We start from the raw sequence: 25,301 nt of genomic DNA on the forward strand, positions 1-25,301 counted from the left end.
ACGGGGGCGACGCGGGTGGTTGGTGGTGCTGGGACCTGCGCGCGGCGCACACATCCGCGAGCCGTTCACGGTCGCCGGGTCCGCGGGGTGATCGAGGCGGCGTCCCGCGAGGGCAGACCCGCGCGAGGGAGCCGCTGCGCGTCGAACGGATCTCCGCCCGGCGTGCAGGAGCTCCCTGATCTTCGTCCGGATCCCCGGCCGCCGGCGAGCCCTCGGCGGTCGGCGCCCGGGCGGCGAGGCGAGCGACCCGTCCGGAGTGTGTGCGCGACGCGTCGGTCCCCCGGCGCCGGTGTCGGCCGGCTGGTCGAGAGTGTGCGCAACGCGTCGGTTCCCTGGCGGCTCTGTTGACCGGCGAGCGGAGTCTGTGCGCGACGCGTCGGTCTCTCGGCAGCCGGGTCGCAGCTCCGTCGACGCGGACCGCGCAGCTCGACCGGGTGCTCGGCCCGTACCCCGAGCAGATCGCGGTGTGGGCGGTCGGGCTCGGCGTCGGGTCGGTCGCGTCGCGGCTGGGCCGGCTCGCGGCGCTGCGCGGCGACGCCGAGGGCGCCCGCCGCCACCGCGCGCAGGCCCTGGAGATCGAGGAGCGGGCGCAGGCCCCGACCTGGCTCGCGCGCACCCGGGCGGGCTGATCGCGGACGGCTGGTGCGTGCCGCGCGGTCGCCTAGGCTGCGACGTCGGCCGGTGTCCGTGCGGGGAGAGGGTCTGGTGAACGAATCGCTCGGAGTGCTCCTCGCCGTCCTCGTCGGGTCACTGGCGGTGACGGTGCTCGCGCGCAAGCTGCGGGTCTCGCCGCCCCTGGTCCTCGTGGTCGTCTTCCTCGGCGTCTCCTTCGTCCCCGGCATGCCCGAGGTGCGGCTCGACCCCGACCTCGTGCTCCCGCTCGTCCTCGCACCGCTGCTCTACTCGGCGGGCCTGCAGAGCTCGCCGCGCCGGCTGCGCGAGAACCTGCGCCCCATCGGCCTGCTCGCCGTCGGGCTGGTGCTCTTCACCGCGTTCGCGGTCGGGTTCACCGCCTCGTGGTTCCTGCCCGGGCTGCCGCTGGCGAGCGGGCTGGTGCTGGGCGCGATCGTGGCCCCGCCCGACGCCGTCGCCGCCGCCTCGATCGGCCGCCGCCTGGGCCTGCAGCGGCGGGTGATGGCGATCCTCGAGGGCGAGAGCCTGCTCAACGACGCCTCGGCGCTCACGCTGCTGCGGATCTTCCTCGCCGCCGCGGGAGTCGGGGCGGTGACGCCGAGCGTGTGGGTCGGGCTGGGGGAGTTCCTGCTCACCGCGGTCGGCGGGATCGCGGTGGGCGCCGCCATCGGCTGGCTCGTGCACCGGGTGCGGCTGCGGCTGAACGACGCGATCATGGAGAGCGCCCTCGGCCTGCTGATCCCCTTCGCGACCTACGTGCTCGCCGAGGACTTCACCGGCCCGGTCCACGCGTCGGGTGTCCTCGCCGTCGTCGTCGCGGGCCTCTACCTCGGGCACAAGTCGAGCGAGAGCACCTTCGCGTCGCGGCTGCAGGACCAGGCGGTGTGGGCCGGTCTCGACACCGTGCTCGAGGCGTTCGTGTTCGCGCTGATCGGGCTCCAGCTCGCCCCGGTGGTCAACGAACTGCGGGCCGGGCTCGGCACCGTGCTCCTGGCCGCGGTCGCCGTGCTGGTCGCGACGGTGCTGGCCCGCATCGTCTGGGTGTTCCCGATGACCTACGCCTTCCGGCTCGTGCCCCGGATTCGGGCCCACGAGCCGCGGCGGCCGCCGTGGCGGGTGCCCGCGATCATCTCGTGGTCGGGCATGCGCGGCGTGGTCACGCTCGCCGCGGCGTTCGCGGTCCCCGACGACGTCCCCGGCCGCGACGTGATCATCTTCCTGGCCTTCGCGGTCACCGTCGGCACCCTGCTCCTGCACGGGCTGACGCTGCCGTGGCTCATCCGCCGGCTGCGGGTCTACGACACCGGCCAGCAGAGCGACGCGCTCGCCGAGGCCGCCGCCAAGCAGGCCGCCGCGGAGGCCGCGATCACCCGGCTCGACGAGGTCGCCGGGGACGGCACCCCCGACCACATCACCACCCAGCTGCGCTCCTGGGCCGAGCAGCGGGCGAACGGCGCGTGGGAGCGGCTCGGCCGGCCGACCGAGGAGGTCGGGGAGGCGCCGACGGCGACCTTCTCCCGCCTGCGCCGGCAGATGCTCGCCGCGGAGCGGGAGACGTTCGTGCGGTTCCGCGACCAGGGCCGGCTCGAGGACGGGGTGTTCGTGGAGATGCTCCGCGAGATCGACCACGAGGAAGCGATGCTGGACCGGTAGGTGCGCACCGCGCTCGCGCGTCAGCCACCCAGGATCCGGGCCTTCTGCTGCGCGAACTCCTGGTCGGTCAGCACGCCCTGGGCCTTGAGGTCGGCGAGGTCCTTGAGCTGGCTGATGACGTCGTCACCGGCCGGGGCGGGGGCCGGGGGCGCGTAGGCCTGTGGGGGGTAGGGCTCGGCCTGGGCCTGCGCGGCCCACCGGCCCTGCTGGCGGCGGCTCACGCGGTTGGACACGGCGGTGGCCGTGCCGGCGACGACGGCGGTGCGGGCGATCCCGCGGAGGAGGCCGGGCATGGTCGAGTCCCTCGGTCGGTGGGGTGGGGGGAGACGTCAGGCCGGGGTCTCGACGGCCTCGGCGGCGGCGACGAGGTCCTCGACGGACACCCGCCCGCCCGCGACGAGGCGGGCCCCGCCACGGCGCAGCGCGGTGGCGAGCGGGGCGGCCCAGAGGTTCTCGTAGACGATGGCCACGCCGACGGCGCCGGGCTCGAGGACCGAGCCGACCGAGTCGGCGTCGTCGGGTCCGAGCAGGCCCGACGTCGCGCCCTCGAAGAGCCGAAGGTCGGGGACGCCGTCGCCGTCGACGTCGGCGATCTCGGCCACGGTGACCGTGCCGTCCTGGCCCCGGCGGACGACGATGAAGTCGAGGATGCGCACGATCCGGCGGTCGACGAGGTCGAGCAGCAGCGGGAGTCCCTCGCCGGTGCCGCCACCGGCGGGGAACTCGATGACCAGGAAGTCGACCGGGCCGACCTCGACGGTGTCCTCGTCCATGGGTGTCCTCCTCGGTGCCGGCGCCGGTGTCCGCCGTGGTCCCGATGGTGGCCGGGCGCCGCGCGCCCGCCCACGACCGATCGGCCCGCCGCCGCGGGACCTTGGTCCGGCGCTCCCCGGGCTCGTGAGCCCTGTCGGGGGCTACTCCCAGCGCCGGTGGATGCTCGAGCCCCGCCGCGAGACGTCGACCCCGTACACGTGCAGCGAGATCGCCGTGTCGTCGCCGGAGTTGGTCACCCGATGGATGTCACCGGGTGGGAGGAGGCCGGTGACGGTGCCCGGGCCGGCCACCGCGGTGCCGTCGACGACGGGCCGCCCGCCCTCCAGGCGGTAGCGGGTCTCGTGCTCCTCGCCGGTGTGCACGCCGACCACGCACCACGACAGGTGGTCGTGGATCGCGGTGCTCTGTCCCGGCAGCCACACCATCGCCACGAGCGAGAAGGCACCGTCGGGCGCGACGTGCAGCAGGTGCGCGCGGTAGCCGGCCGGGTCACCGTGGCGCTGGTCGTCGGTCAGGAGATCCGGACATCGGACGTGGCGCTCCAGGGCGTCACAGACGGCGTCGACGCGGGGCCGGCCGTCGCGGGTGCGGCGCACGGCGGCGTCGAGGTCGTCGACGAGGGCGGTCAGGGGGCTGGTGGTCAGGATGGCGGTCATGGTCGGTCTCCGGTTCTCGGTGGGTGTCACGCGGCGGTGGTGGTCTCCGCGGCGCGGAGCGAGGCGGTCAGGGTGGTCTCGGGGCCGTTCGTGACGACGTCGACGACCGGCAGCACGGACGCGAGCAGCACCCGCATCCCGGTGTTCTCGGTCAGCACGTCGGCGACGAGGCGGTCGTAACCGGCGGCCCGTCCGCGCGTGGCGACGGCGAGCAGCAGCCGCCGCCCGACCCCGCGGCCCTGCCAGGCGTCGACCACCTCGACGGCGAGCTCGGCGTGGTGCGCGTCGAGGCCGACGAGCCGGGCGATGCCGATCGGGGTGCCGTCCGGCGCGAAGGCCGCGACCGCGAGGTGGGTGTGCCCGTCGACGGCGGCGAGCGCCCGGCGCACCCCCGGCGTCAGCCGGGGCGTCGCGCCGTGGAAGCGCAGGGCCCGGCTCCGCGGCGACAGCCCCGCGAAGACGGCGTCGAGCACGTCGAGCTCGCCGTCGCCGAGCTCGCGCACGGTGACGTCGGGCGGTCGGGGACGGCGGCGGCGCCGGGCCGTCGTCGGGAGCGGGATCACGGTGGCGGTCATGGCGGGTCCTCTCGTCGGGCTCCGGCCGGGCGGTCCGGCCGAGCACGACGAGCGTGGGCGCGGCGCACCCGCCGCCGCGTCGGTGGTCGTGGCCCATGTCGGGCGGCCACGTCGCCCATGCCGGCCGGGACGCGGCCGGGTCGGTAGGCAAGCGCCGTCGAGGTGGGCAACGGGGCCGGCGGGATGGGCACGCGTCGCCGATGCCCGGGGTCCGGCGGTCTTCCTAGCGTTCGGCGTCATCCACTCCCGGACCCACGAAGGGGATGACGACGATGACCGAGGGAACGACGATCGTGATCGGCGCCGGCCAGGCCGGCCTCGCGATGAGCCGCTGCCTGACCGCCCGCGGGATGCACCACGTGGTGCTCGAGAGGGGCCGGATCGGCCAGCGGTGGCGCCACGAACGGTGGGACTCCTTCACCCTGCTCAGCCCGAACTGGCAGACCCGGCTCCCCGGCCGGCGCTACACCGGCGCCGACCCGGACGGCTTCATGACCGGCACCGAGGTCGCCGACATGCTCGAGGGGTACGCCGCGGAGTCGGCGGCGCCGGTGTGCGAGGGCGTCACGGTCCGCTCCGTCGCGCGGATCGGGCGCACCTGGCGGATCCGCACCGACGCGGGGGACCTGTACGCCCCGTCGGTCGTCGTCGCGACCGGCGACCTCGACCGCCCGGCGATCCCCGCCCTCGCCGACTCCCTGCCCGTCGGGATCACCCAGCTGCACACCAGCGGGTACCGCAACCCGGAGCAGCCGGCGCCCGGTGCGGTCCTCGTCGTCGGCGCCGGGCCGTCGGGCCAGCAGATCGCCGACGAGCTCGCCCGGGCCGGGCGCACCGTGCACCTGGCCGTCGGCCGGCACAAGGGCCTGCCGCGGCGCTACCGCGGGCAGGACACCTACTGGTGGATGGACCGCATGGGCACCCTGTCGCGCACCGTCGACTCCCTGCCCGACCCGACCGCCACCCGCACCCCGAACGCGGTGCTCACTGGCGGCACGCGCGACCTCGACCTGCACCGGCTCGTGGCCGACGGGGTCGAGCCGCACGGCCGCCTGGAGTCGGTGCACGGCGGCACGCTGACGTTCGACGACGGGCTCCCGGCGATGCTCGCCGAGGCCGACGACAACGTCGAGCGCTTCCGGACGAAGGTCGACCGCTGGATCGCCGCCCAGGGGCTCGACGTGCCGGAGGACGCGCCGTGGGTCCGCCGGTCCGCGCCCTGGGCCCAGGCGGCGTCGTCGACGCTCGACCTGCGGGCGGCCGGCATCACCACCGTCATCTGGGCCACCGGCTTCCGCCGCGACTTCTCGTGGATCCACGCGCCGGTCCTCGACGCGGCCGGGGAGCCGGTGCACCGGCGCGGTATCACCGACGCCCCGGGCCTGTACTTCCTTGGGCTGAAGTGGCAGTACCGGCGCTCGTCGAGCTTCCTCGACGGCGTGGGTACCGACGCCGAGTACCTGGCGCGCCATCTCGTCCAGGAGCGGACGCAGGACCCCGACGGGCTCTCGGAGCTCGCGGTCGCGGCCTGAGCAGCTTCCGGACGCCGGGCGACGGTCACCGTCGCCCGGCGTCGTCGTGCGTGCGGGCGGGGTGCCGTTTCGAGCGGAGGGCACCATCGCGCGGAAGAGCCGGCGGTGGGCGCCCAGGGCCCGGACCACACGAGCGAGGGAGGCCGTCAGGCGCGGCCGCCGCCCGGTCGTCGTCGCTCCCGACGATGCTCACCGCTGCGCCGCCCCCGGTCGGGAACGGCGCACCTGCGCGCGGCGCACACACGGCAGCGCTGGACCGGTGGTGGTCCGGCCGCATCTGTGTGCGGCGCACGCACGGCGGTCCTGGCCGGGTGGTGGTCTGGCCGCACCTGCGCGCGGCGCACACCCGGCGGTCCCGGGCGGGCAGAGGTTCGGCCGTGCCTGCGCGTGGCACACACAGCGGTCCCGGGCCGGCCGCGTCCGGCCACACCTGCGCGCGGCACACACGTCGGCTCCGGGCCGACAGCGTTTCGTCCGCGCCGACGCGCGCACTCACACCGGCCCCGTCGGAGGGCACCTCGGCCGTTCCGCTCTCCATCGCCGCGCGGTCGAGCGCGGACTCGTCGCCCCGCTGTGGCCGGCGATCCGGCCCGGCGCAGCTCCGCGTGTGTGCGCCACGCGCAGGTCTCCGCACGGGCCACCAGCGCCGCTGGCCGACTGTGTGCGCCGCGCGTAGGTCTCTGCACGGGCGATCGGCGTCGCTGCTCGAGTGTGTGTGCCACGCGTAGGTCCCCGCGCGAGCGACCGGCGCCGCTGTCCGACGGTGTGCGCCACGCGCAGGTCCAGCCGCCGGTCCCTCCAGCGAGCGACCCTTCGCTCGACACGCCACGCGGGGAACGGGCACGACGAACACCCGCCCCGGCGGCGGCCGGAGCGGGTGTTGCGGTGCGACGAAGGTCAGGCGGACGAGTGCTCCTGGAGACGCAGCAGCGCGAGCGCGGTGGTGATGCGCCGGCCGAGCCGGCCGTGGTCCCGTGGTCCCGGAGCACCGTCATCCGGCCCTGGACCACCCGGGTCGGCGCGGTCGTGCAGGTCGAGCAGGATCGCGAGGTGCTCCCGCAGCGGCTCGTCGAGCGGCTCGAGGGCCAGGGCCCCGAGGACCTCGCCGGCCGGCGCGGCCGGGTCGAGGCCGACCGCGCGCCAGTGCAGGCCGCGGGCGACGTCGAGCGCCTCGTCCTGGGAGAAGCCGCGCCAGAGGAACGCGGCGGTGGCGTAGCGCTGGATGCGGTCGGTCTCGTCGGCGGCGAGGCTGCCGAGACGGACGTCCAGTTCGGGATCGACGATGGTGATCACGGCGTCACGCCGCCAGCTCGACGGGCCGGTCGAGAGCGCGCAGGGCCTCGACCTCGGGCTGCATCGACCGGCTCAGGGCCGGCAGCAGGTCGCGGAGCTCGGTGAGGTCCCACGCGTACGACGCGAGCCGCTCGGTGATCGCCTCGAGCTCGGCCGAGAGCCGGTCCCGGGTCTCCTGGTAGCCGCGCAGGGCGTCGCGCTGGGCCGCACCCGGTGACGGCGCGGCCAGGACCGCCCGCGCGAGCAGCTCGGCGTCGCGCAGCGCGTCGGTGATGCCGTGGGCGGTCAGCGGGTCCTTGAAGTAGCCGGCGTCGCCGACGAGCGCCCACCCCGGTCCCGCGGCCGTCCGCCGGTGGCCCGGCACGCCACGGAAGCCGCGCACCGGACCCTCCATCCGTCCGCCGGCCATCTCCCCGGCGAGCGCGGGGGCGGCCTCGGCCAACAGGTCCCGGTAGCCGGTGTCGAGCTGTCCGCGCAGCGTGTCGAAGCGGTCGGACGGGGCCCCGGCCCACACGCACGCGCGGCCGTCGTTGGTCGGGACGACGCCGGCGGTGACGCCGGGACCGTAGAACCAGCGGTAGCGGTCGAGCCCGAACCCGGACCAGTAAGCGAGCAGCAGCGCGCCGGAGGCGTGGCCGCGGTGCTCGTACCCGGCGTCGACGGCCTCGGCGATCGTCGAGCGCCGCCCGTCGGCGCCGATCGTGATCGGGGCGAGCGCGGTGCCGGTCGTGCCGGTCCCGCGCTCGGCGTACTCGACGCCGCGCACCCGGCCCGAGGCGTCGCGCACGACGTCGGTGACGCGGGTGGCGCACCGGACGTCGGCGCCGCGGGCCTGGGCCGCGTCGAGCAGGACCGGGTCGAGGACCGTGCGGCGGGGCGCGCGGAGCGGGGTGCTGCCCGGCCGCGCGGCCACGGTGACGGTGTCCTCGCCGTAGTGGAACTCGGTGGCGCGGATCGCCGGGGTCCCGGCCGCGACGATCTCCTCGAGGAGACCCCACCGGTCGAGCTGGACGACGGCGCCCCGCATCAGGGCGTGGGTGGAGAGGGTGTCCGTGCCGCGGCGGCCGGACTCGAGCAGCAGGACGTCGAGGCCGGCCTCGGCGAGCAGCAGGGCGGTGGCGGCGCCGGCACATCGGCCGCCGACCACGACCGCGTCGTGATGGGTCGTACTCATCGTCGATCGGGTCCTTCCCGTGGGGCCGGGGCACCGGCCGGGCTCGCGGCCCGGCCGGTGCCGCAGGGGTCAGTCGGTGACGACGTCCACCGAGACGGGGACACCGCGGGTGACGCTGTCGAAGACCACCGAGCGGTCCACCCCGCGCTGCACGACCTCGCGCAGCTTCTCCTCGGGGGCCTCGCCGGTGATGCGGATCGTCATGCCGATCTGCTCGAACCCGTTGCGGACCTCCCGCGAGAGGCCCATCGCGCCCTGGACGTCGAGGTCGCCCTCGAGCGTCGAGGACACCGAGGTCAGCGGGACCTTGCGGGCGGACGCCGCGTAGACCAGCGACGTCGTCACGCAGGCCGCGAGCGCGTGGAGCAGGAACTCGGCGGGGTTCGGGCCGTCGTCCTCGCCGATGAGGATCGCGGGCTCGCCGGCGTCGAGGGTGAACGGCACGTCGCGGGAGGTGTCCTCGCCGCCCGCGGCGTAGAAGTCCTTGATCGTGCTGCGGTTGTGCGAGCCCCGGATCCACTCGTTGGTCGCCCGGAAGCGGAACCGGGCGAGGTCGGGCTGGGCCTTCAGCGCGTCGAGCGTGGCGAACAGGGTCGTGGTGTCCACGCCGTTGCGGACGGTGTGGGTGACGGTCTCGGTCATGGTGTCTCCTCGGTCGTGTCGGTCTGGCGACGACCGAGACACTCCCGGCGGGGGGTGGTCCCCGACATCGGCAAGCCCTGCCCAACCCGGGCCGCGCCACTGCCCAGGTCGACCCCGCCGGGCACCGTCACCAGGAGATGGGCAGCCCCACCGGTGATGTGGGCACCGGCATCGGTGTCCCGCCGGCTCGCGCGTTCCTAGCCTCGTCCCCGCAGGTCGGAGGAGGGGATGCACCATGACGGGGGCACTGCTGGAGCGCGACGCCGAGCTGGCCGCGCTGGGATCGGCCCTCCGGGACGCCGAGGCCGGCGCCGGCTCGGTGGTGCTGCTCTCGGGCGAGGCGGGGATCGGCAAGACCAGCCTCGTCCGCGCGTTCACCGGCGACGCCGACGACCGCGCCCGCGTGCTGTCCGGGGCGTGCGACGACCTCCTGACCCCCCGCACGCTGGGGCCGCTGCGCGACGCGGCGCGCTCGGGGGCCACCGCCCTCGCCGAGGCCCTGCACGCCGACGACCGCGACGCGATCCTCGCCGCGGCCCGCGCCGAGCTCGCCGGGCCCGGCGGGCCGACGGTGCTCGTCGTGGAGGACCTGCACTGGGCCGACGACGCCACCCTCGACGTCGTGCGCTACCTCGGCCGGCGGATCGCCGACCTGCCGGCGGTGCTCCTGCTGACGTTCCGGGACGAGGAGGTGGGTGCCTCCCTGCGGCGCGTCCTCGGTGCGCTCGGCGGCCCCTCGGTCCACCGGCTGGCCCTCGCGCGGCTCTCCCGCACCGCCGTGGCCCGCTGGTCGGAGGCCACCACCGTCACCTCGGCCGCGCTCTACCAGCTCACCCGCGGCAACCCGTTCTACGTCTCCGAGGTGCTCGCGAGCTCCCCGCCCGGCGACCGTGTCGAGGTGCCCCCGACCGTGGTGGACGCCGTCCTCGCCCGCACCCGCCGCCTCGACGACGACGTCCAGGCCGCGCTCGACCAGCTCTCGGTGGTCCCCGGCGAGGTCGACCTCCCGCTGGCGCGGGCCCTCGTGGGCGACCTCGCCGTGCTCGGCGCGGCCGAGACGGCGCGGGTGCTGGAGGTCCGCGTGGACGCGGTCGCCTTCCGCCACGAGCTGGCCCGCCGGGCCGTGCAGAGCGCGCTCCCGACGACGTCACGGCTGGCGCTGAACGCGCGGGTGCTCGCCGTGCTGGTCGAGCGCCCCGACGTCGACCCCGGCCGGCTCGTCCACCACGCGGTGGGCTCCGGGGACGACGCGGCCGTGGTCCGGTACGGCCCGCGGGCGGCCCGGGAGGCCGAGCGGGTCGGCGCCCACGCCCAGGAGATCGCGACCTACGAGCCGGTGCTGGCGCGCGCGTCCCTGCTCGACCCGGACGAGCACGCGGCGATCCTGCAGCGGTGCTGCGCCGCCCACTTCTCCCTCGACCACCAGGCCGCCGCGCTCGTCGCGGGGGAGGCGGCGGTGCGCCTGCGTGAGGGGCTCGGCGATCCCGCCGCGCTCGGCGGAGCCCTCATCCCGCTCGGCCCGACCCTCTGGGCGCTGACGCGGCCCCGCGAGGCGCTCGCGACCGCGGCGCGCGCCGTGGCCCTCCTCGAGCCCGCCGGCGACTCGCCGGCCCTCGCGGTCGCGATGGCCTACGACGGCCTGCTGCGCTCCACGCTCGACCGCCACGCCGAGGCGCTCGCGCTCGCCGCGGCCGCCCTGCCGATGGCCCTCCGCCTCGGCATCCCCGAGATCGAGGGCCTGGTCCGGGTGCTGTGCGGCCGCCTCCGCGCGCTCGTCGACGACCCGGAAGGGTTCGACGACCTCGCGGACGGCCGCCGCCTCGCCGCCGCCGGCGGGCACCACCTGTGGGTCATGTTCGGCTACGTCCTCGCCGTGCAGGACCTGTGGGAGCTCGGCCGCTGGGCCGAGGCCGTCGAGGTCGGCGACGAGGGCCTGGCGTACGCCTCGGAGCGCGAGCTCGACCTGTTCACCGACCACCTCCTCGCGCACCGGTACCGCTGGCTGGGCCTGCGCGGGGACCGGGAGGCGGCCGAGGCCGGGCTGCGCGGCCTGGTCGGGCACCGCGACGGCGGGGAGACCGCCGGGACCCGCTACTGCCTGCCCGGCCTCGCCCGGCTGCTGGTGCGGCGCGGCGCCGAGGACGCGGACGAGGTGCTCGCGTGGGCGCGGGACTACGCCGACCGGGCGGACAGCCGCTACGAACTGGCGCCCACCGGCCTCGCCGAGATCGAGCACGCCTGGCTGCGCGACGACCACGAGCGGGCGCACCGCGTGGCCGCCCGGCTCGAGGAGCGGCTCGCCGGGCCCGGTCCGGCCCGGCAGCGCGCCGAGCTGCGGCGCTGGCGACGGCGGGCCGGGGAGGACGTCGGTCCGTTCGACGGGTGCCCGGAGCCGTGGGCGGCCGGGCTGCGCGGTGACTGGGAGGCGGCCGCGGCGGCGTGGCGGGAGCAGGGGCTGCGCTACGAGGAGGCCCTGGAGCTCGCCGACTCCGGCGAGGTGGGGCCCACCGTCGAGGCCCTCGCCCTCCTCGACGACCTCGGCGCCGGCCCGGCCGCGGCCCGCGTCCGGCGCCGGTTGCGCGAGCTGGGGGTGACCTCGGTGCCGCGCGGCCCGGTGCCGGCGACGCGGGCCAACCCCTGCGGGCTGACCGACCGGCAGATGGCGGTGCTGCGCGAGCTCGCCGACGGGCGGACCAACGCCGAGATCGCCTCCGGGATGGTGGTGTCGGTCCGCACGGTCGACCACCACGTCTCGGCCGTCCTGGCGAAGCTCGGCGTGTCCAGCCGCAGGGAGGCCGTCGCCGCCGCGGCGCGGCTCGGGGTGACCGCCTGATGTGGGCAGCGGCGGCGCCGAGATGGGCAGCGCTCGCCGACGCCCCGGCCCCGGCGCGCTCCTAGCGTCGGTGCCCACCACGGACGACGGAGGAGGACCGACGTGAGCAGCACACCCGCGACCACACCCCGAGGGGCAGTTCCCCCCGGGCCCCCCGAGCAGCCCGACCTGGTGGCGCGGCTGATGGGCCTGTGGTCCACCCCGCTCCCCGACGACGACGCCGAGGCGCTCGCCGCGTTCGCGGAGATCTACACCGACCCGGTCGAGGTCAACGGCACGGCGATGGCGCTCGTCGACCTGCTCGCCCGCGGGCGGGCGGTGCAGCGGGCCTACGGCGGGATCGGCCACCGACTGATCGACCGGGTCGACGCCCCGGGCCGGCTGGTCGTGGCGTTCCACCTGCTCGCGACGCACACCGGCCCGCTGGAGACACCGCTCGGGACCGTGGCGGCGACGGGACGGCCCGTCGACGTCCGGGTCGTCGACGTCCTCACCCTCACCGACGGGCGGGTCAGCGCGATCACCATGGTCGCCGACGAGCTGACCGCCCTGCACCGGCTCGGCGTGCTGGCGCTCGCCGAGCCAGCCGGGTGACCGACGTGATCACCCGGGCCCCGCGGGTGGGCCAGACCGCGAGCCGCTCCCGGCTGGTGACCCGAGACGACATCGAGCTCTTCACCGCGATCTCGGGGGACCACAACCCGCTGCACTACGACGAGGCGTTCGCCGCGGCCACCCGCTTCGGCGGCATCGTCGTGCAGGGCGGGGTGACCACCGCGGTCCTCAACGCCGTCGTGGCGGAGGACCTCCCGGGGCCGGGCAGCGTCTTCCTGCAGCTCGACCTGCGCTTCCTCGCCCCGGTCCGGCCGGGAGACGTGATCACCGGGACCGCGGTGGTGACCGCGGCGCGCAGCGACAAGCCGATCACCGAGCTGCGCGTCGACGTGTGCCGGGACGACGGGGTCGTCGCCGTCGAGGGCTCGGCGGTGTGCTGGACGGCCGGCGCGGCCTGAGCCCGTCAGGTCAGCTCGAGGCGGGCGGCCACCCGCGCTGCCTCCTGCCGTGAGGGGACCCCGAGCTTCGCGAGCACCGCGGAGACGTGGTGGTCGACGGTCCGCACCGACAGGACCAGCTCGGCGGCGATCTCGGCGTTGGTGCCGCCCCGGGCGAGCAGCCGCAGGATGTCGGCCTGCCGGCGGGTGAGTCCCGCGGGGTTCGCCCGGGTCGCGGTCTGCGCGCCCCGCGGCACCGAGTGCGCCCCGAGCTCCCGGAGACGACGACGGACCAGGGCGGCGGCCGGCGCGCCGAGGCCGTCCAGGATCGCGAGGGCCCGCAGGGTCGGCTCGACCTCGCCGGAGTCGGCCAGCTCGAGCGCCTCCTCGTAGGGCGCGCCCAGGCGCCGGAAGCCCGCGGCGGCGGCCGCCCAGTCGTCGCGCAGGCCGGCCGCGAACTCCGCCGGCCACCACGGGGACACCACCGTCGCCCCGCCCGTCCGGCGCGTCCAGCGGGCGAGCTCGGCGAGGTCGCGCTGGCGGCCGGCCGCCGGGCTCTCCCGGAGCAGCGCGACGGCCGCGGCGTGGGGCGGGGCGCCGCCGGTGAGCCAGGCGTGTTCCAGCTCGGCGGTCAGCAGAGGCGCGGCCAGGACCACGCACGGGGCGCGGTCGACGAGCGCGCGGGCGTCGGCGAGCAGCGCCGGGGCGTCCTCGCGCCCGCGCCGCACCGCGAGGGCGGCGAGGTGGGGCAGGGCGAACCAGTCGACCATCCCGCCGCGGTGGCGGTCGTGGCAGAGCTCGCGCAGACCCTGCTCGGCGGCATCCCAGTCACCGGTGAGGGCGGCCCACCGATGGCGGTTGTCGGCCAGGATGCGCTCGTAGAACGGGAAGTCGCGCTCACGGGCGTAGCGCTCGGCGCCGTCGAGGACCGCTGCCATCTCCTCGAGCCGCCCCGGCTGCCACAGCGCGGAGGTCATGTTGACGTCGGCGAGGATGACGCCCTCGTGGTCGGCGGCGTCCCGGGCCGCGTCCCGCGCCGCCCGGATCTCGTCCAGACCACCCGGGTCGCCGAGCATGAGACGGGCGCGTCCGCGGAAGATCCGTGCGGCGGGGAGGGCGTCCGGGGCGTCCAGCCGGTCGGCGATGGCCAGGGCGGCGTCCAGCGCGGCCAGCGCCTCCTGCTCCCGGTCGGTGCTCACCAGCAGCGACCCCACGACGGTGAGCGGGTAGAGGTGGCGGACGTCGTCGTCGGCGCCCTCGAGCAGCGCGACCGCCTCCCGGGCGGGGGCCAGCCCGCTGTCGGGGTACAGGCTCGACCACTGCCCGAGCGCCAGCGACGCCAGCGCCTGGGCGAGCGCCGCGGTGGCACCGGGGCCGGTCGCGCGCCGGCGCAGCTCGACGGCCCGCTCCCCGGCCCGGACGGCCTCGTCGTACCGGCCGCAGTGGTATAGGGCCGTCGAGTAGCCCTCGTGGGCGAGGGCCAGCGCGTCGTCGTCGAGGAGGTCGGGGCGCACCAGCGCGTGGCGGTACAGCTCGAGGACCTGGTTCTGCGCCCCCGCGCGTGCGGCCTGTCGCGCGGCCTCGGGCGCGTACTCCGCGACGGCGGCGTCGTCGCCCGCGGCGACGGCGTGGTGCACCAGGCGCGCCGGATCCTGGGCGCCGGCCGCGCGCAGGGCGGCGAGGACCCGGGCGTGCAGCTCGATCTGCGCGGTGCGCGGCATCGCCTCCTCGACCGCCCGCCGGGCGAGCTCGTGGCGGAAGGCCACCGACTGCGGGGTCACCTCGACCAGGCCGCGCCGCTCGGCGTCGCCGACCGCCCCGAGGTCGCCGAGCAGCGCGCGGGCCAGCCACAGCTCGACCCGCCCGGGCACGACGGCGAGCTGGTCGAGCGCGTGCCGGGCGGTCTCGCCGAGCGCGTGCGTGCGCGCCAGGACGGCGTCGACGACGGTGGCGGGCACCTCCGCGCCGGAGGCCGCCAGGACCTCGGAGACGAAGAACGGGTTGCCGCCGGTGAGGGTGTAGAGCACCGCGGTGGTCGCGTTGGTCCCGCCCGCCCAGGCCGCGACCGCGGCCCGGGACAGCGGGGCGAGCGCGAGGCGCCGGACCGGGCCGCCCGCCAGCGGGCCCAGCGTCCGGCGCAGGTCGCGGCGGACGTCGAGCTCGTCGTCCCGGTAGGTCAGGACGAGGACCGCGGGGAGGTCCGCGATCCGGCGCCCGAGGTGGCGGACGACGTCGAGGGTGGCGTCGTCGGCCCAGTGCAGGTCCTCGACGACGAGCAGCGTCGGCCGCCCGGGCGCCGACAGCTCGGCGAGCACGGCCGTGTGCACGCCCTCGCGGTCGCCCCCGGCCAGGGCCTCGGACAGCGGCCCGGGGTGACCGACGACCGCGTCGCGCAGCGGGCCCAGCGTCCGGGGCGCGACGAGGTCCTCGCAGGCCCCCGTCAGGACCCGGGCCCGATCCGACACGGCGCGCAGGAACGCCCGGACGACGCTCGTCTTCCCGATCCCCGCCGGGCCCGACAGCAGCACCACCGCACCCGTGCCCGCGGCCGCCGCGTCGAGGGCGGCCCCGAGCGCGTCGAGCTCGGCCCCCCGCTCGCGCAACGCCCCCGTCACCCCAGCGATGCTGAACCTCTCAGGCGGTCCTGACCAGCACAAATGCCCCGAGCGGCTCCAGCGGGACCAATCGGCACCTCAGCACGGAGCAGCGCGGGTGGACGAGACGGCCCTGCCCTGATGTGATGGGGCGATCACATCGAGAGGAGACGTCCATGGACCTGCACGGTGCGGTCGTGGCGATCACCGGGGCGAGTGGCGGGATCGGGGAGGCCACCGCGGTGCTCCTGGGCGGGCGCGGCGCGCGCCTCGTCCTGGGCGCCCGCCGAGCCGGGCAGCTGGACGCGGTGGCCGGGCGGGTGCGCGCCGCCGGCGGGGACGCGGTGACGGTGGTGACCGACGTGCGCCGCCGGGAGGACCTCGCGGCCCTCGTGGGGACGGCGCGGGCGCGGTTCGGGCGGCTCGACGCGCTGGTCGCCAACGCCGGCGTCGGGCTGGTGTCCCCGCTCGACGCACTGCGGGTCGACGACTGGGACGAGATGGTCGACGTCAACGTCCGCGGCGTGCTGCACGGGGTGGCGGCGGCGCTGCCGGTGTTCCGGGAGCAGGGCTCCGGCCACTTCGTGACGGTGGTGTCGACGGCGGGGCTGCGCATCACGCCCGACCAGGTCGTCTACGCCGCGACGAAGAACGCCGTGCGGACGCTCTCCGAGGGGATGCGGCAGGAGGCGGCGCCGGCGCTGCGGGTGACGGCGGTGTCGCCCGGCTTCACCGCGACGGAGTTCGTGGGCGGCATCGCCGACGACGCGATCCGCGAGCGGTACACGCGGACCCGCGACGAGATCGCGATGCCGCCCGAGGCCGTCGCGCGGGCGATCGCCTTCGCGCTGGAGCAGCCGGACGGGGTCGACGTCGGCGAGATCGTCGTCCGCCCGACGGCCCAGGCCTGACGGTCCGGAGATCCACGCGAACCTCTTGTCCGTGCGCTGAGTCACGTCTACCGTAGGCCATACGGGCGAACGAGCTAGTCCGACCAGCCAGGTCGTTGACTCTGTGTCGATCTTTCCCGGCATTCCCACCCCCACGGCGGCACTCCCGCCGGTCGCCGGCGCGCGCCCGCGCCGCCGACACCCCCCGACCGAGAGGGACGGACGATGACCCAGGAAGAGCTGATGGCCGAGGCGTGCCGACTCGCGAAGGAGTCGGTCGACAACGGCTGGGGCGGACCCTTCGGTGCGGTGCTCGCGAAGGACGGCGAGATCGTCGCCCGCGGCCAGAACCGCGTGCTGCTCACCGGCGACGTGACCGCCCACGCCGAGATCGAGACCCTGCGCAAGGCCGCCGCCGTCCTCAACCCGGAGGCGCCGTCGATCGCCGCGAGCCACCGCGACGCCTCGACGCTCGCCCTGGTGGCGCGCCCCGAGGGTTCGGCCGACCCCGTCCCGGAGCGCGCCCGGCAGTTCATGGGCCACGAGATCTACATCAGCGGCGCGCCCTGCCCGATGTGCATGAGCGCCATCTACTGGGCCCGCCTCGACGCCGTCTACTTCGCCAACGACCTCGAGGCCACCCGCGCCATCGGCTTCGACGACGCCTTCCAGTACGAGGACTTCGGCCGCCCGCTGCACGACCGCCGCATCAAGATCGAGCAGTTCCGGCCCGACCTCGGCGACGTGGCCTACGCGGCGTGGTCGTCGAAGGCCGACCGCCACCCCTACTGATCCGCCGCCGTCCGGGAGAGGGGGCACGGAGATGGGCGAGACACAGGTGGAGCCGGCGGTCCGGGGCGGTGCGGCCACCGTCGTCGTCGGGCAGCGGATCCGGCCCGGCCACCACGAGCAGTACCGCCGGTGGCAGGACGGCCTCACCGCCGCGGCCGCGGCGTTCCCCGGGTACCTCGGCACCGACGAGACACCCGCGGACCGCGACGGCGACGCGACGGTCGTGTACCGGTTCGACGCCGTCGAGCACCTGCGGGGATGGCTGGACAGCCCGGTGCGCCGGCGGCTCGTCGAGCAGGGCGCGTCCCTGTTCGACGAGCCGCCCACCCAGCAGGTCCTCGTCGCGGACGGGGAGGCGGCGCGGCCGGCCACGGTCGTCGTCTCACACACCGTCGCGCCCCGCGAGGAGGCGGCGTTCCTGGCGTGGCAGGACCGGATGACCGTGGCCGAGAGCCGGTCGCCGGGGTTCCTCGGCTCGGAGCTCTTCCGGCCGGTGCCGGGGGTGCAGGACGACTGGACCGCGGTCTACCGGTTCGCCTCGGCGGCGGACCTCGAGGCGTGGCTCGCCTCCGACGAGCGGCGGGCCCTCCTGGACGAGGGCTCACGCTTCCGGGACTTCCGGCTCCGGACGGTCGCGGGGGCGTTCGGCAGCTGGATCCCGGGGTCGGGCCGGGGAGGCGCGTCCGACGGCCCGCCGTCGTGGAAGACCGCCCTGTCGGTGCTCGTCGGCCTCTACCCGACGGTCGTGCTGCTCACCCTCGCGCTCAGCGCGGTGTGGCCGTCCGGGCCGCTGTGGGCCGCCCTGCTGGTCGGCAACGTCGCGTCGGTCGCGCTGCTCACGTGGGTCGTGATGCCCGTGGTGACCCGCGCGCTCGCGCCGTGGCTCACGCCGCGCCCCGACGCTCCCCAGCCGCGCACCGACGTCATCGGGACGGTCGCCTCGCTGGCGTTCCTCACCGGGGCGGCGGTCGTCTTCTGGCTCCTCACCGTCCAGATCTGGAGCCTGCCGTGACCGCCGTCGACGTCGCCGACGACCTCGGCGCGGCCTCGGGCGTCCCGGTGCTGACGCCGGGCACGCCCGGCTACGAGGACACGCTGGCGCGCATCTTCTTCCCGGCCGCCGCGCGCCGGCGGCCCCGCGGCGTCGTCGCCCCCCGGACCGTCGAGGAGGTGGCGGCGGTGCTGGCGGCCGCGACCGCGACGGGCACCCGGGTCACGGTGCGCGGCGGGGGCCTGAGCTCGAACTGCGTCGCCGACGACGCGGTCGTCCTCGACCTCTCGGCGCACCTCGGCGGGGCCCGTCCCGACGGCGGGCGCGTCGTCGTCGGCGGCGGGGCGCGGGTCTCGACGATGCTCGACGCGCTCGCGCCCGCCGGGCGCGCGGTGCCCGTCGGCATCGTCGGGCACGCGGGCTTCGGCCTGGTGACCCGAGGCGGCGTCGGCTACCTCACGCGGTCGCTGGGGCTCACCCTCGACCACCTCGTCGAGGTCGAGCTGGTGCTCCCGTCCGGCGAGGTCGTGCGCCTCTCCGACGCGAGCACGGGCGAGGCCGCGGAGCTGTGGTGGGCGGTCCGGGGCGCCGCCCCCGCCGTCGGGGTGGTCACCTCCGCGGTGCTGCGCACCCACGAGGTCGGTCCGGTGTGGGTCGACCGGGCGGTGGTGGGCCTGGACGCGCTCGCCACCTACGTCCGGGTGGCGCCCGAGCTCGGGCGCGACACCTCGATGGGCGCGGTCCTCGGGTGGAGCGACCTCATGCCCGACGAGCCCGTCCTGTTCCTGTACACCGCGTGTGCGGGCGGGAGCGGGATCGCCCGGGCCCGGGCGGCCACCGACGCGGTCGTCGCCGCCGCGGCCTCCCCGCCCCGGTACCGGGCCGAGACGACCGGCCGCTACCTGGCTGGGCTGCCCGAGTTCGCCCTGCCCGGGGCGGCCGGCGCCGAGCCCGACCCGATCCGGCTTCCCCGCCCCGGGGACGGCCCGCGCGGGTCCTTCTTCGGGAAGTCGGTGTTCACCGGGCCGACCCTCGACGCGGCACTCGCGGACGCCCTGGCCGACCGCATCCGGGCGGCGCCCACGCGGGCGTGCCGCATCGACCTCCAGCACACCGGCGGTGCCCTGGCCGACGTCGCCGACTCGGCCACCGCCTTCCGCGGCCGCCGCGCGGAGTGGAACATCCCGCTCAACGCGATCTGGACCGACCCCGCCGACGACGAGGCCTGCCTCGCCTGGGCCCGGTCGACGCTCGCGGTGCTGCGCCCGCACACCCTGGGCGTCTACAGCGTCGAGCTGCGGCCGGGGTTCCCCGAGACCGACGCCGAGATCGGCGAGGCCTACGGCGGGCACCTGCCGCGATTGCGGGCCCTCCGTCGGCGGCACGACCCCGCGGGCGTGCTCGGGGTCCTCGATCTCTGACGGTCCTGGGTTCCGGGGCTGCGCTGCGCCAGGATCACCGCGTGACCATGGGGCGCCTCCTGCGACACCCGATCCACGCCGCCGTCGCGACCCGCGACGACCTCGAGCCGCTGCGGGCCGACAACCGCATGTCGGCCTACGTCTACGGCGACATCCTCGTGCTGGCCGCGACGGCGGGGGTCGACGACACCGCGATCCGCTCCGGCGAGGCGTTGCTGGTGGTGGTCGGCACGATCGTCTCCACCTACGTCGCGCACGTGGTCGCCGACGTCGTCGGGGCGGTGTTCGGCGGGCGCGAGGTGTGGCCGGCGCTGCGGCACGAGCTGCGCGACTCGGTGCCGATCGTGAGCGCCGGCGTCCCGCCGGTGGTCCTCTTCGGCGCGGCGATGCTGGGGTGGCCGTCCCCGGAGTGGGCGCAGGCGGTCGCGTCGGGGCTGCTGGTGGCGCGCCTCGCCACGATCGGCGTCGTCTACCACCACCTCAAGGCGCCCATCGGGTGGGCCCGCGCGGTCTGGTTCGGCCTGGCCGTCGCGGGAGTCGCGGCGGTCGCCGTCGCGGTCAAGCTCGTGCTGACGCATTGAGAGCGGTAAAGAACGCCTGCGCAAAGTTCTGCCCACGGACGATCGTGTCGACCGGTCGGCGATGCTCACCCGTTTCGGGTAACTTCCACAGCCGGCGCTCAGGTACGTAACGATGAATCTCGCCCCGACGCTCATGAGGTCACGAACGCGATCTGCGTTCACGGTCTCGAGGGGGAGCTCACCATGGTCCACGCCAATCTCCGACGCGCAGGTGTCGTCGGCGCCATGACACTCGCGGGGGTCGGTGTCGCGGCGGGTTCGGCATTCGCGGCGCCGTCGATTCCGGGCCTGCCGTCACTGCCCGGCGATCTGCCGATCCTCGGGGGCAACCAGACGCCGCCGAAGAACCAGGCCCCGCCGAAGAACCAGACGCCGCCCAAGCACCAGACGCCGCCCAAGCACCAGACGCCGCCCAAGCACCAGACGCCGCCGAAGAACCACGGCCCGTCGGGCACCCACGGGTCGCCGTCGCACTCGGTGCCGCGGACCCCGATCCACGACATCGACTGGCACCACACCGCGCCGAAGCCCAAGCACTGCCCGCCCCCGCCGCCGAAGCACTGCGCGCCGGTCCACCACCACCACCACCACCGGCACTGCCCGCCGCCGCCGCCGCCGCACCACCACCACCACAAGCACCACCACCACGGCGAGCAGCACCACTAGGTGCGCTTCGCGCCCGTGAGCAGAAAGTGTCGGTATACCGACACTTTCTGCTCACGAGGCCGCAGGCCACCTAGAGGAAACCGAACAGCTGACCGGCCACCCGGCGGATCTGGATTTCCTCGGTCCCCTCGGTGATGCGGTAGCGCCGGTGGTGGCGGTAGATGTGCTCGAACGGTTCGTGGCGGCTGTAGCCGAGCCCGCCGTGGATCTGCATCGCGCGGTCGGCCGCGTCGCACACCAATCGGTTGGCGCGGTAGTTGCACATCGACACGCGGTGCCCGATCGACACCGCGGCCTCGCCCCGGGCGTGGATGTCGTCGAGCTGCGAGGCCGTCTTGTGGATCAGGGTCCGCAGCATCTCGGCCTCGGTGTGCAGTTCGACCAATGGCCACTGCACGGCCTGGCGTGTCGCCAGCGGCCGCCCGAACGTGGCGTGCTCCCGGGCGCGGACCGCCGACCGGTCGATGCAGTACTGCGCCGCCCCCACCCCGGAGGCGGCCTGCCGGATGCGGTTCTCGTGGACGAAGGTCTGCGCGACGTCGAGGGCCTCGCCCTCGGCGCCGAACACCGCGTCGTCGGGGACGCGGACGTCGCGCAGCACGACCTCGGCGTGGTCGGTCGGCATGTTGAACGTCCACCAGTAGAACGGCACCTCGAAGCCGGGCGCGTCGGTCGGCACGAGGAACGCGGTCAGGCCCTTCGCCGAGCCCGGCTCCCCGGAGGTCCGCGCGAACACCAGGTCGTGCGAGGCGGTGTGGATCCCGGTGTTCCAGCGCTTCGCCCCGTTGATCACCCACTCGCCGCCGCGGCGCTCCGCCGTCGTCTCGAGCCAGGTCGCGTCGCTGCCGTGTCCGGGCTCGGACAGGCCGAACCCCAGGCCCCGCTCGCCGGTGATCAGCGGCTCGACGAACTCCTCGCGCTGCGCGGGCGTGCCGAAGCGGTGCAGGAGCTGCACGAAGACGAGGTTCCCGACGATCGAGTGCTCGTTCTGCAGGTCGTTGTGCAGCCCCAGCCCGCGGTGCGCGAGGTGCTCGCGGACCGCGGCCATGCCCAGCTCGGAGCCGTCGCGCCCGCCGAGCCCGGCCGGCAGCGACCACCGGTAGAAGCCCGCCGCGTCGGCGCGCCGGCGGGCCTCGGCGAGCAGCTCCTCCCACTCCGGTCGGGGCAGGCCGCCGCCCTCGAAGTCGGTGCGCGCCCACTCGCGGCGGTGGTCGAAGAAGCGCCGGTTGTCGTCGGCCTCCTCGAGCGGGGCGATCTCGGCGTCGATGAACCGGTCGAGGTCGGCGAGCAGGGTGACGACGTCGTCGGGCAGGTCGAAGTCCACGGGGCTCCTCAGGCGGTCGGCGCGGTCGGCGCGGTCAGCTCGGCCCGCAGCACGTGCTTCTGGACCTTCCCGACGGCGGTGCGCGGCAGCTCGGTGCGGAAGACCACCTCGCTCGGCGTGTTGTAGCCCGCGAGCTCGCGGCGCACGAAGGCCCGCAGCTGGTCGCCCAGCTCGGGACCGGTCCCGACGTCGGGCACCGCGACGACGATCGCGACGACCCGCTCCTCGTACACCGGGTCCGGCAGCCCGATCACCGCGGCGTCGACGACGGCGGGGTGACCGGCGAGGCAGTCCTCGACCTGCTTCGACCACACGTTCTGGCCGCCGGAACGGATCATGTCCTTGGTGCGGTCGACGATGGTGAGGAAGCCGTCGGCGTCGGCGACGGCCACGTCGCCGGTGTGCAGCCACCCGCCGGCGAGGGCCCGGGCGCTGGCCTCCTCATCGCGCCAGTAGCCGCTCATCCGGGGCCCGGTCAGACAGATCTCCCCGGGCTCGCCGGGCGCGACCGGCCTGCCCTCGGGATCGAGCAGGACGACGTCGACACCGGGCATCGGCCGGCCGATCGAGCCCCAGCGCTCGAAGACGTCCTCGGGCGGGCACCAGGTGACGAACGGGCCGGCCTCGGTGAGCCCGTAGGTGTGCGCCATCTGGATGCGGCCCTCGCGCGCCCCGAACGCGGCGGCGGTGCGGTCCATGATCCCGCTCGGGTCGTAGGCGCCGTAGTAGAGCAGGCGGACCGACGAGGTGTCGGTGGCGGCGAAGTCGGGGTGGGTGATGAGCGCGTGCAGCATCGTCGGGACCCCGAGCACCACCGACACCCGCTCGCGCGCGAGCACCTCCAGGACCCGCCCGGCGTCGAACTCGCGCATGATCACCACGGTCGCCCCCATGAGCAGGAACGGCTTCATGTGGTCCCAGTTGCCGACGTGGAACGGCGGGAAGTAGTTCGCGAACACGTCCCGCTCGCGGACCCGCATGACGGCGGCCATCGCGACGGCGTCGTCGACGGTCCGGCGGTGCGCGAGCATCGCGCCCTTCGGCCGGCCCGTGGTGCCCGAGGTGTAGAGGATCATGTGGACGTCGTCCTCGTGCACCGCCGGAGCCGGTCCTGGAACGCCGTCGTGCAGGAACGCGTCCCACTCCGCCCGGTCGTCCTCCGGGCCGGGCAGCCGCAGCGTCGTCGCCCCGGCCGGCAGGGCCGCGCGGGCCGCGTCGAGCACCGGCTCGTAGTCGCGCTCGGCGACGAGCAGCGACGGCTCGGCGTCGGTCACCGCGTGGGCGTGCTCGGGCGCGCGGTGCCAGAAGTTGAGCGGGACGAGGATCGCCCCGAGCGCCGCCGTCGCGAAGTAGAGCTGGACGTACTCGAGGCCGTTCTTGCCCAGCACCGAGACCCGGTCGCCGTGCCCGATGCCGCGGGCCCGCAGCGCCGCGGCGGTCGCGTCGACCAGGGACTGCAGCTCGGCGTAGGTGATCCGGCGCTCCCCGACGACGAGGGCCGTCGAGTCCGGGCGGGAGCGGGCGTGGTGGGCGACGAGATCGCTGACCAGCATCGTCAGTCCCTCCCGAGCAGCCGCAGGGCGTTCTGCCCGAGCCAGCGGTCGGCGACGCCGTCGGGCAGCGGCAGGTCCCGGACCTCGGCGACGAGGATCGCCGGCGGGATCCCGAGCAGGGTCCAGGTGGACGCGAACAGCACCCGGTCGGCGAGCTGGCGGGCGCCGAGCGCGAGCAGCGGCTCCCAGCCCGAGCCGGGGCGGGTGAAGGTGCGGGGCCGGTGGGCCGAGAGGTCGACGTAGACGTGCCGGTGGCGCCAGGCGACCATCAGCATGTCCTGCACCCAGGGCCAGCCGGCGTGCAGCGCGACCAGCCGCAGGTCCGGGAAGGCCGTGGCGACGGCGTCGACGTGCCGGGGGTGCCCGACGTCGTAGGCGGCGTCGAGCGACCAGTTGATCCCGGTGTGCAGCAGCACCGGGACGCCGAGCGCCTCGCAGCGGGCGTAGACGCGCAGCATGCGGGGGTCGTCGGCGCCGAGGCCCTGCTTGAACGGCGAGACGACGACGCCGTGCAGGCCCAGCCCGGAGACCGCGTGGTCCACCACCCGCGGCGCGTCGGCCTCCCAGGGGTCGACGCCGGCGAAGCCGAGCACCCGGTCCGGCGCCCGGGCGACGAAGTCGGCGACGACGTCGTTGCCCGCCGTCGGCACCCCGAGCCGCGACCCGAACGACTCGGTGTACACCCCGGCCAGCCCGATGCCGCCGTCGTCGAGCATCGCGAAGAACTCGTCCGGCGTCGGAGCACGCTTCTCCGCCGCCTCGCGGGCCGACTCCCACCGGGCGCCGACCTCGGCGTGCGTGCGGGCGGGCTCCGGACCGCCGCCGAAGTGCTCGGCGTACCCGCGCAGCCGCCCGAGGGTCACCGCCTCGGACAGGGCGAACGCCTCGGGCTGCGGGACGGCGCCCGCGAGGAGGTCGACGATCACGGGGTGCCTCCGAGGTCGGTGGTCGCGGGGCGCCGCGAGGTGAAGGCCGGACGACGGCCGGCGAGGGCGGCGTCGGAGCCCTCGACGAAGTCGGGGCCGCGGAAGGTCGCGAACGCGGCCCGCTGTTCGTGCGCGTCGAACGGCCGGGCGCCCACCCCGTCCACGCCGTAGGCGCGGTGGACGCCGGCCTTGGTGAACGGCAGCGCGTACGGGGCGAACGCGGCGTAGCGGGCGGTGGCCCGCGCGGTCTCGGCCGCGAGGTCCTCGGCGACCGCGGTGACCAGCCCGAGCTCGAGGGCCTCGGCGGCGGGCAGCAGCCGGCCGCCGTAGAGGATCTCCTTCGCGCGACCCATCCCGACGAGGCGGGCGAGGCGCTGGGCGGGGGAGACGAACCCGACGCGCATCTCGGGCAGCCCGATCCGGGCGGCCGGATCGCAGATCCGGAAGTCGCAGCACAGCGCCATCTCCGCCCCGTTGCCCACGCACGCCCCGGCGACCACGGCCACCGTCACCAGCGGCAGGTCCTCGAGCTCGGCGAAGAGGGTGTACTCGGTGGCGAGGTAGTGGCGGTAGGCGTCGTCGTCGAGCGCGGCGAGGTGGGTGAGGTCGGCGCCGCCGGAGAACACGTCGTCGCGGCCGGTCAGGACGAGCACGCGGACCGCGCGGTCGGCGGCCACCTCGCGGACCCGGTCGAGCAGCGCCTCCAGCGTCTCGGCGTCGAGGACGTTGAGCGGGTGCTCCCCGACGAAGCGCAGGGTGGCGACGGTGCCGTCGTCGGTCCGTTCCAGGGTCACGCTCACCGGCCC

At 75.9% G+C, this 25,301-nt stretch carries 24 protein-coding genes; 12 read left to right on the forward strand and 12 right to left on the reverse strand.

What is annotated here, in order from left to right; genetic code table 11:
• Window positions 1–434 precede the first annotated feature (434 nt).
• A complete protein-coding gene (locus HH311_RS23290) occupies window positions 435–629 on the forward strand; it encodes a hypothetical protein (RefSeq protein WP_169186075.1) in 195 nt (64 codons plus the stop codon).
• Between the two features lie 76 nt (window positions 630–705).
• Window positions 706–2,286, forward strand: coding sequence for a Na+/H+ antiporter (locus HH311_RS23295; RefSeq protein WP_312030352.1), 1,581 nt, complete (start codon window positions 706–708; stop codon window positions 2,284–2,286).
• Window positions 2,287–2,306: 20 nt separating this feature from the next.
• Here HH311_RS23295 and HH311_RS23300 read toward each other — a convergent pair whose 3' ends face one another.
• The 4 genes from HH311_RS23300 to HH311_RS23315 form a co-directional block, all read right to left on the reverse strand.
• Window positions 2,307–2,579, reverse strand: coding sequence for an SHOCT domain-containing protein (locus HH311_RS23300; protein ID WP_169186076.1), 273 nt, complete (start codon window positions 2,577–2,579; stop codon window positions 2,307–2,309).
• Between the two features lie 36 nt (window positions 2,580–2,615).
• Window positions 2,616–3,059, reverse strand: coding sequence for a DUF6325 family protein (locus HH311_RS23305; RefSeq protein ID WP_169186077.1), 444 nt, complete (start codon window positions 3,057–3,059; stop codon window positions 2,616–2,618).
• Window positions 3,060–3,200: 141 nt separating this feature from the next.
• On the reverse strand, window positions 3,201–3,716 hold the full coding sequence (locus HH311_RS23310; protein ID WP_211190675.1) for a cysteine dioxygenase family protein: 516 nt from the start codon (window positions 3,714–3,716) through the stop codon (window positions 3,201–3,203).
• Between the two features lie 26 nt (window positions 3,717–3,742).
• A complete protein-coding gene (locus HH311_RS23315; protein WP_169186079.1) occupies window positions 3,743–4,291 on the reverse strand; it encodes a GNAT family N-acetyltransferase in 549 nt (182 codons plus the stop codon).
• A 272-nt stretch (window positions 4,292–4,563) separates the two neighbouring features.
• Between HH311_RS23315 and HH311_RS23320 the strand changes: the two genes are divergently transcribed.
• Complete coding sequence (locus tag HH311_RS23320) at window positions 4,564–5,823, forward strand: NAD(P)-binding domain-containing protein (protein ID WP_169186080.1); 1,260 nt, start codon at window positions 4,564–4,566, stop codon at window positions 5,821–5,823.
• Between the two features lie 897 nt (window positions 5,824–6,720).
• On the opposite strand, the gene HH311_RS23325 is transcribed toward HH311_RS23320, so the two are convergent.
• The 3 genes from HH311_RS23325 to HH311_RS23335 form a co-directional block, all read right to left on the reverse strand.
• Window positions 6,721–7,116 (reverse strand): hypothetical protein, encoded by a 396-nt coding sequence (locus HH311_RS23325; protein ID WP_169186081.1) that lies wholly within the window; start codon window positions 7,114–7,116, stop codon window positions 6,721–6,723.
• Window positions 7,117–7,120: 4 nt separating this feature from the next.
• Window positions 7,121–8,290: an NAD(P)/FAD-dependent oxidoreductase gene (locus HH311_RS23330; RefSeq protein ID WP_169186082.1), complete on the reverse strand. Its 1,170-nt coding sequence runs from the start codon at window positions 8,288–8,290 to the stop codon at window positions 7,121–7,123.
• 69 nt (window positions 8,291–8,359) lie between these two features.
• Window positions 8,360–8,932: an OsmC family protein gene (locus tag HH311_RS23335; RefSeq protein WP_169186083.1), complete on the reverse strand. Its 573-nt coding sequence runs from the start codon at window positions 8,930–8,932 to the stop codon at window positions 8,360–8,362.
• Window positions 8,933–9,167: 235 nt separating this feature from the next.
• Here HH311_RS23335 and HH311_RS23340 point away from each other — a divergent pair, with 235 nt between their 5' ends.
• The 3 genes from HH311_RS23340 to HH311_RS23350 all read left to right on the forward strand — a co-directional run bounded on the left by HH311_RS23340 (window position 9,168) and on the right by HH311_RS23350 (window position 12,778).
• Window positions 9,168–11,765, forward strand: a complete 2,598-nt coding sequence (locus HH311_RS23340; protein WP_169186084.1) for a LuxR family transcriptional regulator — start codon at window positions 9,168–9,170, stop codon at window positions 11,763–11,765.
• A 102-nt stretch (window positions 11,766–11,867) separates the two neighbouring features.
• Window positions 11,868–12,359: a nuclear transport factor 2 family protein gene (locus HH311_RS32120; RefSeq protein ID WP_211190676.1), complete on the forward strand. Its 492-nt coding sequence runs from the start codon at window positions 11,868–11,870 to the stop codon at window positions 12,357–12,359.
• A complete protein-coding gene (locus tag HH311_RS23350; RefSeq protein WP_169186085.1) occupies window positions 12,356–12,778 on the forward strand; it encodes a MaoC family dehydratase in 423 nt (140 codons plus the stop codon). Before HH311_RS32120 ends, HH311_RS23350 begins: the two co-directional genes overlap by 4 nt.
• Window positions 12,779–12,783: 5 nt before the next feature.
• Here HH311_RS23350 and HH311_RS23355 read toward each other — a convergent pair whose 3' ends face one another.
• Window positions 12,784–15,372, reverse strand: a complete 2,589-nt coding sequence (locus HH311_RS23355) for an AAA family ATPase (RefSeq protein ID WP_169186086.1) — start codon at window positions 15,370–15,372, stop codon at window positions 12,784–12,786.
• Window positions 15,373–15,527: 155 nt separating this feature from the next.
• Between HH311_RS23355 and HH311_RS23360 the strand changes: the two genes are divergently transcribed.
• The 6 genes from HH311_RS23360 (at window position 15,528) to HH311_RS23380 (ending at window position 20,692) form a co-directional block, all read left to right on the forward strand.
• Complete coding sequence (locus HH311_RS23360) at window positions 15,528–16,262, forward strand: SDR family oxidoreductase (RefSeq protein WP_169186087.1); 735 nt, start codon at window positions 15,528–15,530, stop codon at window positions 16,260–16,262.
• 204 nt (window positions 16,263–16,466) lie between these two features.
• Complete coding sequence (locus tag HH311_RS23365; protein ID WP_169186088.1) at window positions 16,467–17,033, forward strand: nucleoside deaminase; 567 nt, start codon at window positions 16,467–16,469, stop codon at window positions 17,031–17,033.
• Between the two features lie 31 nt (window positions 17,034–17,064).
• On the forward strand, window positions 17,065–18,045 hold the full coding sequence (locus HH311_RS31095) for an antibiotic biosynthesis monooxygenase (protein ID WP_211190677.1): 981 nt from the start codon (window positions 17,065–17,067) through the stop codon (window positions 18,043–18,045).
• Window positions 18,042–19,445, forward strand: coding sequence for an FAD-binding protein (locus HH311_RS23370; protein ID WP_211190678.1), 1,404 nt, complete (start codon window positions 18,042–18,044; stop codon window positions 19,443–19,445). The genes HH311_RS31095 and HH311_RS23370 overlap by 4 nt, the downstream gene beginning before the upstream one ends.
• A gap of 41 nt (window positions 19,446–19,486) precedes the next feature.
• Window positions 19,487–20,026 (forward strand): hypothetical protein, encoded by a 540-nt coding sequence (locus tag HH311_RS23375; protein WP_169186089.1) that lies wholly within the window; start codon window positions 19,487–19,489, stop codon window positions 20,024–20,026.
• A gap of 225 nt (window positions 20,027–20,251) precedes the next feature.
• Window positions 20,252–20,692 carry a hypothetical protein gene (locus HH311_RS23380; protein ID WP_169186090.1) on the forward strand — a complete coding sequence of 147 codons (441 nt, stop codon included), beginning with the start codon at window positions 20,252–20,254 and terminating at the stop codon, window positions 20,690–20,692.
• Window positions 20,693–20,762: 70 nt separating this feature from the next.
• Here the strand turns inward: HH311_RS23380 and HH311_RS23385 are convergent, their stop codons facing one another.
• From HH311_RS23385 to HH311_RS23400, 4 genes are read right to left on the reverse strand one after another with little or no spacing between them, the layout of a single operon-like run.
• Window positions 20,763–22,016 (reverse strand): acyl-CoA dehydrogenase family protein, encoded by a 1,254-nt coding sequence (locus HH311_RS23385; protein WP_169186091.1) that lies wholly within the window; start codon window positions 22,014–22,016, stop codon window positions 20,763–20,765.
• An 8-nt stretch (window positions 22,017–22,024) separates the two neighbouring features.
• Window positions 22,025–23,569 carry a class I adenylate-forming enzyme family protein gene (locus tag HH311_RS23390; RefSeq protein ID WP_169186092.1) on the reverse strand — a complete coding sequence of 515 codons (1,545 nt, stop codon included), beginning with the start codon at window positions 23,567–23,569 and terminating at the stop codon, window positions 22,025–22,027.
• 2 nt (window positions 23,570–23,571) lie between these two features.
• Window positions 23,572–24,495: an amidohydrolase family protein gene (locus HH311_RS23395; protein WP_169186093.1), complete on the reverse strand. Its 924-nt coding sequence runs from the start codon at window positions 24,493–24,495 to the stop codon at window positions 23,572–23,574.
• Complete coding sequence (locus HH311_RS23400; RefSeq protein WP_169186094.1) at window positions 24,492–25,295, reverse strand: enoyl-CoA hydratase/isomerase family protein; 804 nt, start codon at window positions 25,293–25,295, stop codon at window positions 24,492–24,494. The genes HH311_RS23395 and HH311_RS23400 overlap by 4 nt, the downstream gene beginning before the upstream one ends.
• Between the last annotated feature and the right edge of the window lie 6 nt (window positions 25,296–25,301).

Source organism: Actinomycetospora sp. TBRC 11914 (assembly GCF_012933465.1).
GTDB lineage: Bacteria > Actinomycetota > Actinomycetes > Mycobacteriales > Pseudonocardiaceae > Actinomycetospora.